The sequence below is a fragment of the Streptomyces sp. OfavH-34-F genome (assembly GCF_022347745.1).
In the GTDB taxonomy this organism is placed as follows: Bacteria; Actinomycetota; Actinomycetes; order Streptomycetales; family Streptomycetaceae; genus Streptomyces.
Map to the genome: position 1 here is coordinate 1 of NZ_JAKRGC010000624.1, position 1,252 is coordinate 1,252.

Genomic DNA, 1,252 nt, shown 5'->3' on the forward strand with positions numbered 1-1,252 from the left:
CCGGCGAAGCTGGCGTTCGTGACCGCGGGCGACGGTGTGCCCCCGGAGCTGCGGGAGGCGGCCCGCCGCTGGCTGACCGGGGGCGGGGCGCGGCCGGCCGGGGTGCGGTTCCGGGACCGGCCGGTGAGCGGCCGGACCGCGTTCGTCTACACCAACGGCTCCGCCGCGTACGCCGGCATGGGCCGTGAACTCATGCTGGCACTGCCCTCGCTGGGCGAAACCGTACGGGAGACCCATCGGGCCATCGGCACGCGCCTGCGGACGGGGCCGCGCCAGGGGGTGCTGGGGCAGATCTGGGCGGCGGCCGAACTGGCCGTCACGCACACGGTGTTCAGCCGCGAGGTGCTGGGGCTGCGCCCGGACGCCGCGCTCGGGTACTCCTCCGGCGAGTCCACCGCGCTGGTCGCGCTGGGGGCGTGGCCGGACGCCGCCGGGCTGTACGAGGCGACCCGCGCCACCGGCCTGTTCACCACGGAACTCACGGGGGAACTGCGCGCGGTGCGCCGCTACTGGCGGCGCCACGGCATCGAGGGCTCGCGGTGGTCCAGCTTTCTGGTCGGTGCGGACGCGGACACCGTCCGGGCGGCCCTCGCCGGGGAGCCCGCCGTCCATCTGATGGCGGTGAACGCGCCGGGCGTGTGCGTCGTCGGCGGCGAAGCCCGGGCGTGCGCGGCCGTCGTGGCCCGGCTGGGCGCCGAGTTCGCCGTCGAGCTGGACTACGACCTGGCGGCCCACGCGCCGGAGCTGGCGGAGGTCCGCGAGGTGTGGCGCGCGGCCCATCTGCGGCCCACCGTGACGGTGCCCGGTGTGCGGTTCTACAGCGGGGCGACCGGGCGGGCGTACCTGCCGACCGCCGACCGGGCGGCCGACGCGGTCACCGCCCAGGGCATGGGCATGATCGACTTCGCGGCGACGGTGGAGCAGGCGTGGGCGGACGGCGTCCGCATCTTCGTCGAACACGGGCCGCGCCGGCTGTGCACGGGGTGGATCACCCGGGTCCTCGGCGACCGGGAGCACGTGGCCGTGGCCCTGGACGCGCCGGAGGACGGCGGGCTGCGGCAGCTGTGCCTCGCCGTGGCCGAACTCGTGGTGGCGGGGGTGCCGGTGCGGGCGGAGGAGTTGCTGGGCTGGCTGGCGGCCGCCGCCACGGAGCCGCCGGCCACGGTGCCCGCCGTAGCGGTACGGCCGCTGCCGCCGCCGCGCCTGCCGCGTCCGGTGATGACGCTGCCGCCGGCGCCCCGGCTGGCCCCGG

1 protein-coding gene is annotated in these 1,252 nt (G+C 77.6%); it reads left to right on the top strand.

Going from position 1 to position 1,252, the window contains the following annotated elements; all coding sequences use genetic code 11:
- Positions 1-18 precede the first annotated feature (18 nt).
- A partial coding sequence (locus MHW47_RS35520; protein WP_374230202.1) for an acyltransferase domain-containing protein occupies positions 19-1,252 on the top strand: 1,234 nt, incomplete at its 3' end.